This window comes from Microcoleus sp. A003_D6, from assembly GCF_036702825.1.
GTDB lineage: Bacteria > Cyanobacteriota > Cyanobacteriia > Cyanobacteriales > Microcoleaceae > Microcoleus.
The window spans coordinates 1-6,023 of record NZ_JAUBWA010000222.1 but is presented as its reverse complement, the minus strand read 5'-3'; the positions used below and the strand labels follow the sequence as shown (position 1 = coordinate 6,023).

At 45.2% G+C, this 6,023-nt stretch carries 6 protein-coding genes; 4 read left to right on the top strand and 2 right to left on the bottom strand.

Annotated elements, in window-relative coordinates:
- Window positions 1-318 precede the first annotated feature (318 nt).
- Window positions 319-1,791 (bottom strand): site-2 protease family protein, encoded by a 1,473-nt coding sequence (locus QUB70_RS31375; RefSeq protein WP_332985670.1) that lies wholly within the window; start codon window positions 1,789-1,791, stop codon window positions 319-321.
- Window positions 1,792-1,824: 33 nt separating this feature from the next.
- On the opposite strand from QUB70_RS31375, the gene QUB70_RS31370 reads away from it, so the two are divergent.
- From QUB70_RS31370 to QUB70_RS31355, 4 genes are all read left to right on the top strand, one after another.
- Window positions 1,825-2,502: an MBL fold metallo-hydrolase gene (locus QUB70_RS31370; protein ID WP_332985669.1), complete on the top strand. Its 678-nt coding sequence runs from the start codon at window positions 1,825-1,827 to the stop codon at window positions 2,500-2,502.
- A gap of 288 nt (window positions 2,503-2,790) precedes the next feature.
- On the top strand, window positions 2,791-3,351 hold the full coding sequence (locus QUB70_RS31365) for a sugar O-acetyltransferase (RefSeq protein WP_332985668.1): 561 nt from the start codon (window positions 2,791-2,793) through the stop codon (window positions 3,349-3,351).
- 192 nt (window positions 3,352-3,543) lie between these two features.
- Window positions 3,544-4,008 (top strand): hypothetical protein, encoded by a 465-nt coding sequence (locus tag QUB70_RS31360; RefSeq protein ID WP_332985666.1) that lies wholly within the window; start codon window positions 3,544-3,546, stop codon window positions 4,006-4,008.
- A gap of 1,195 nt (window positions 4,009-5,203) precedes the next feature.
- Entirely contained in the window at window positions 5,204-5,785 is a 582-nt protein-coding gene (locus QUB70_RS31355; RefSeq protein WP_332985665.1) for a manganese efflux pump MntP, read from the top strand.
- Between the two features lie 56 nt (window positions 5,786-5,841).
- On the opposite strand, the gene QUB70_RS31350 is transcribed toward QUB70_RS31355, so the two are convergent.
- Window positions 5,842-6,023 (bottom strand): hypothetical protein (locus tag QUB70_RS31350; RefSeq protein ID WP_442927858.1); only part of this gene is annotated, 182 nt, incomplete at its 5' end.

Sequence of the window (6,023 nt, the reverse complement as noted above, 5' to 3'; positions counted from 1 at the left end):
ACGGCGGTTAAAACCGCCCGTGCCGCTTACATCTCATGGCTAAAGCCGATGAGTTTTCCCCTTGCCGAACTTTTTTTTATAAAAAATTCCACCAAAGAAACCGGGTTTCTGCGAAAAATCTTGTTTTGGTAGCGAAGTCTCTAGGAAGAAACCCGGTTTCTCACCGCGTAAGTCCTAATATAGCAACCCTTGCAGAATTGGTAAACCTCTCTTTTCTTCCTTCTTCCCTCTTCTTTCTCTCGCCCGATAACTCAACCCTTCTGCCCTCTTTCTTCTATCCGTTACATCCGTTACACTCATCCGTTGCCGAACTTCCTTCTAAACATTTAACCATTGAACGAGTACCCGGGGCGCGGGCAACAAAATAATTAACAAAAGCCCGATCGCCAGCAACCCCAAAAAATCCCGCCGGTTATCCAATTCGCTGACATCATTCAACGCCGGTTCGTCGTTTAGCGGCGTCAGAAACAAAATAATTGCCCACAGCAGCAAACCCTGTTCCAAAAAAGCAAGCAGCAGCATACAAAGTCTAGCAACTTGCCCGATCGCCATACTCGCTCGCTGGCCGAACATCGCGTGCACGATGTGCCCGCCGTCGAATTGTCCCACCGGCATCAAATTAAACGCCGTCACGATCAAACCCAAATAACCAGCCACCGCTACCGGATGCAAATTAATAGCAGTTTCCGCATTCAAAGCCCCGCCCAAAGTTAACTTGCTCAACAAAGTCATCAGCAGCGAAAAATTAGGCGTGAAAGACTCAAAATTTAACATTCCCGACTTCTCAGACAGCGGTACAATAATCGAATGATTCAAACCCCAAATCAACAACGGCACTGTCGCAACCAAACCCGCAAGCGGGCCGGCAATACTAATGTCAAATAAAGCTCGGCGGTTGGGAATTGGACTACGCATTTGAATGAAAGCGCCAAAAGTTCCCAAGAAAAAAGGAATCGGAATAAAATAAGGCAAAGTCGTGCGAATTTTGTAGAATCTGGCAGCTAAATAGTGGCCGGATTCGTGAATCCCCAAAAATGTAATTAGAGAAAGCGAGTAAGGCAAACCCTGGAGCAATATTAAGGGGTTTGCCTGCAAAGCTTTTTCAGTAACTCCGGCCATTTGCGCCCCGACAATCGTAGTCGTAAACACCGTAATCAGCACCAAAGCTAATGCAAAAAACGGCCTGGTTACAGATTCGGTTTTGACAGGAGTTTCCCCTGATTGGCGGCTGGGATTGGGAACTATGGCAAAAAAAGGTTGACCGCTCAAGCTATTTTGAAATATGACTAAAAAGCGATCGCCAAAATGCCTCTGGACATTCTCCCGAATCGCCTGATAAGCCGCCTCCGGGTTCGTCCGCAACTGTCCGCGACAAATGACAGCCTGCGGCCGAAATTCCAAATCCCGCAAAAAGTAAATTGACCAAGGAAAACAATCGCGCAAACTCGCTTCTTCCGCTGCATCAATGGGGCGCACGGGCGGTTTTGGCTGTGCAGGTTCAGTCTCCGAGTCTGCTACCTGCTCAGCAGTTTCGCCGGTCATTTTCTTGCGCCCCAACTGTACTAAAAACCAGTACAAAAAAGGGCAAACCAGAAAAGGTATAATTACCAACTCCGGCGGTACTGTTTTGCTCGCGCCGTTAACTAAAGCCCAACCAGTCCAAATCAGCGCCGGCGCCATCATTACCAGCCACAGCAGCCAGATCGGAGTCTTGGTGATGCGGCTGGTGCCGTTCTGCAACAAGTAGTACGATATCAGTCCCAATACGAACAACCATAGTAAAAAGAACATAATATTTATCCCATTCCTTTCTGAAATACTTCCTTGAAACAACAGAGTTCAGTGTCCAAACAACCCAGACTCGTACTCGACAATATCTTTGCTTTCCCGCCTAACCGGGATACCCTGGGTGCGACAGCCTATTTCATTGTAGAAAACCAAAGTAACATCCTGGTGGATTGTCCCGCTTGGGATGAGATTAACCAAACATTTTTGCGGCAACAGGGCGGCGTGCGACTGCTGTTCCTCACCCACCGCGGCGCTATAGCCAAGGCGCGGGAGATTCAGGAAGCCACGGGGTGCGATATCCTGATTCAAGAGCAGGAAGCTTATTTGCTGCCGGGTTTGAAGGTGACGGTTTTTGAGCGAGAATTTGCTTTGAGCGATCGAATAAAAGTATTTTGGACTCCCGGCCACTCTCCGGGTTCCTCTTGCCTTTATTATGATACTGGCAACGGCGGAGTCCTGTTTTCCGGCAGACACTTGCTCCCCAACCGAGAAGCCGCCCCTGTACCGCACAGAACGGCAAAAACTTTTCACTGGCCCAGGCAAATTAACAGCGTCAAATCAATTATCGATCGATTTTCGCCCTCTACTTTGCAATATATTTGCCCCGCTGCGAATACGGGTTTTTTGCGGGGAAAAGGCTCGATCGATCGAGCTTTTGAGCAATTAACCAATCTAGATTTAGCCGTTTGTTTGCAGTCCAAACCCGACTCGTAAATGTATGATGTACGATCGGAATCTGACTCAATTAGAACGGGAGCATCAAGAAGACCGGGCGGTTGAAACCGCGTCTATACAAGCAAAACCCGCCTCCGCGGGTTGAAGAAGACTGGGCGGTTGAAACCGCCGTCTTATCTCAAGCGTATTGGATTAAAATTACCTTATTTTCTTCAGTCCGCGGAGGCGGACTTCGTTTGTATAGACGCGGTTGAAACCGCCGTCTTATCTTATTCCGCCGATTCTTACGGCCGATTCTTACGGCCAATTCTTACCGTAGAAAAAACTATGGAAAAAACCGAAAAACAAAAAATGCTCGCCGGCGAATTGTATATAGCTGCCGATGAGCAATTAATTTTAGAGCGCCAGCGAGCCCGCCGCCTCGCCAGAACCTACAATTCTACCCGCGAAGACGAACCCGACAAACGGTTAGAAATTCTCGCGGAATTGTTCGGTGCAGTTGGGCCAAAAGTTGAAATCGAGCCGCCTTTCTACTGCGACTACGGCAGCAATATTTATGCGGGAAACGGATTGTACATGAATTTTGGCTGCGTCATTCTCGACTGCAATCGAGTTAACATCGGCGAAAATTTACTGTGCGGCCCCAACGTGCAAATTTACACCGCTTTTCACCCCACAGACCCGGAAATGAGGCTTTCTGGTCTAGAGCTCGCCACTGAAATTAATATTGGCAATAATGTTTGGATTGGCGGCGGCAGTATTATTTGTCCAGGAGTGACTGTTGGCGACAATAGCACGATCGGCGCAGGCAGTGTTGTTGTCAAAGATATTCCCGCAAACGTCGTGGCGGCGGGGAATCCTTGCCGAATCATCCGGCATCTACCTTGATGTGGTACGATCGACACACTGGCGCGATCGGCTCTTTGGAGCTTAACCCAAAAATTTTAGATATTAGAACAGCCCGTTTGAGATTTTTTAAGTAAAATCCCCAGAAAAATCCGTGGAAGAAATCTAAAATCTAAAATCTAAAATCGCTTGATTTTTTGCTCCCTGTTTTCAACTCCAACTCAAAAGAATTTTATGACGACTGCAATAGTTTATCCCAACGCTCCCGAACTCTGCACCGACGACTACATAGCAGTGGGTGTGGCCACCTGCTTCATCAAAGAAGAAGGCGAAGTTTTTGAAGTGCAGGTAATAGAAGCTATTCCCTCAGCAGCTTTGGAAGCAATTGTCAAGGGAATTCCCACATCCTATAAAATGGCTTGGGGTACAACCTTGGGATCTGTTCTCGACGGTGAATCACCCAAAATGCTGCCTGACTTCCCGGCATCAGCTCAGTTTAGCGAAGAATTCGGCTTTCGGGCGATCGCCGCAGCCCGCACTTACAAAATCCGCCCCCAAGCTAAAGTTCACATTCCCTTGGGAACAGTTCGCAACGACTTTACTTATTCCTTAGAACGCAAAAGAGTGCTCAACTCCGAGCGCGTCATTCGCACTGAAGACAATGTGAAACAGCACGAACACACTCACAAGGTTCTTTAAACAAATCGCTCGCGAAAGTTTCGCAGCGAAAATAGTTTTGAGTTTCAACCTGTGAATTAAATATTTAACAAGTTTTTCCTTCAGAAATGAACGAAAAACTTTTAAGATTTAATTATTTAAAAAAACGCCAAACATCGGAATGTAGGGTGCGCAGTGCGCACCTTACATAATTGGTAGTTGCTATATTTAAAAAAACGCCAAACATATTAACGTAAGGTGCGTAGTCCGCACCTTCCATAATCCACATAAATTATTAACAGCTAGTGACAAAACTCTTAACTTTAGGACTTACGCATGGGAACCTACAAACCGGGTTTTTTACAAAAATACGCGTCGCAACCCGCAGATTCGGTAAAAAACCCGGTTTCTTTGGTCGGAGTGCGTAAGTCCTGAACTTGTTGATGAAATGTTTAAATTTGTCCCTAATATTGTAAAATCATATTCCCGTTTAATATCGTTTAATTAAAAATTTTAACAGTTTATCGATCGTGGTGAACGATCAATGCTTTTGACCCCATATTAGTCCGCTTGGAGTGGACGAAAGTTTGTGCAGGATCGATTTCAATCGCCCAGTTTTTATTTCAATTTATCGAAGCATTAACTGCTAGTTCATTCCTGGACGCAGAACCTCTATAGAACCCATTTGACATCTTTGAGTTTGTGGGTTTGGTGACGAGAAATACCGAGAGAAACCCGGTTTCTAAGACTTACGCAAGGGGCGAGAAACCGGGTTTCTACGAGTCTTTGGTGTGGTGACGAGAAATAGAGAAACCCGGTTTCTGAGATTTACGCAGAATATAGCAATCCTAAATCATTCATGAGGATTTGTAGGGGGTAGTGCCCCTGTGCCTACCCCAGCATCTAGGGGCAACCACGGGGGGTTTGCCCCTACAAGAATTACACAAATCATTTAGGATTGCTATAGATATCAAATGGGTTCTATATTGCAGGTTTCGCATTGCTCACCTTACCGCTATAGCTAGCGCGTCAAACCACTTTCTGCGTCCAGGAATTTAGTTGATAATTTTTCATCACAATACAGCTAAACGCGGATTTTTTCAACACCGCCAATTATGAAAGCAATGTGATTTAAAAATGAATGAAATATGAAAAAAGTGCAATTTTATTAAAATTTAGTGTAAAGTAAAACAGTCAAGAGGAACACTTTCCCTATAACATCTAACAGTTTACAAAAATGGATGCAGCCACTACCGTCTTCCTTTCCTTGGGCCTAGCAGCAGATGCTTTTGCTGTTGCTGTTTCTAGCGGTTTAGCAATCAAACACATGAAGGTCAATAAAGCTTTAAAAATCGCCTTATTTTTCGGCGGCTTCCAAGCTTTAATGCCTGTAATAGGATGGTTTGTCGGTCTGACTTTTAGTTTTTTGATAACACCGATCGACCATTGGATAGCTTTTGGGCTTTTGAGCTTCATTGGCGGTAGAATGATTTACGAATCGCTGCAAAGTGAAGAATGCGAGAAAAAGTTTAATCCCTTAGATACGGGGACTTTGATAACGCTGTCGGTGGCGACGAGTATCGATGCTCTCGCAGTTGGCATCGGATTTGCTGTCCTGAAAGATTCTATTGCTCTTGCGGTGACTGCGATCGGATTTATTACTTTCTTTTTAGCTTTTGCAGGCGTGTTTATCGGTCACAAATGCGGAAACTTGTTTGCCAATAAAATTGAATTTTTGGGGGGCGCAATTTTGATTTTTATTGGCAGCAGAATCTTGTTTATGCACTTGACAGAAGTGCCATTAGTTATGGGTCAGTAGTCAGTAGTCATTAGTCATTAGTCATTAGTGATTAGTCAGCAGTCATTAGCCATTAGTCAGCAGTCATTGGTAATGGAATGGGTAATTGGGGAAAAGGTGATTGGCAAAAAGGTAATTGGGAATTTTCCCAACTGACAACTGACAACCGACAACTGACAACCGACAACTGACAACTGACAACTGACAACTGACAACTGACAACTGACAACTGACAACTGACAACTGACAACTGACAACT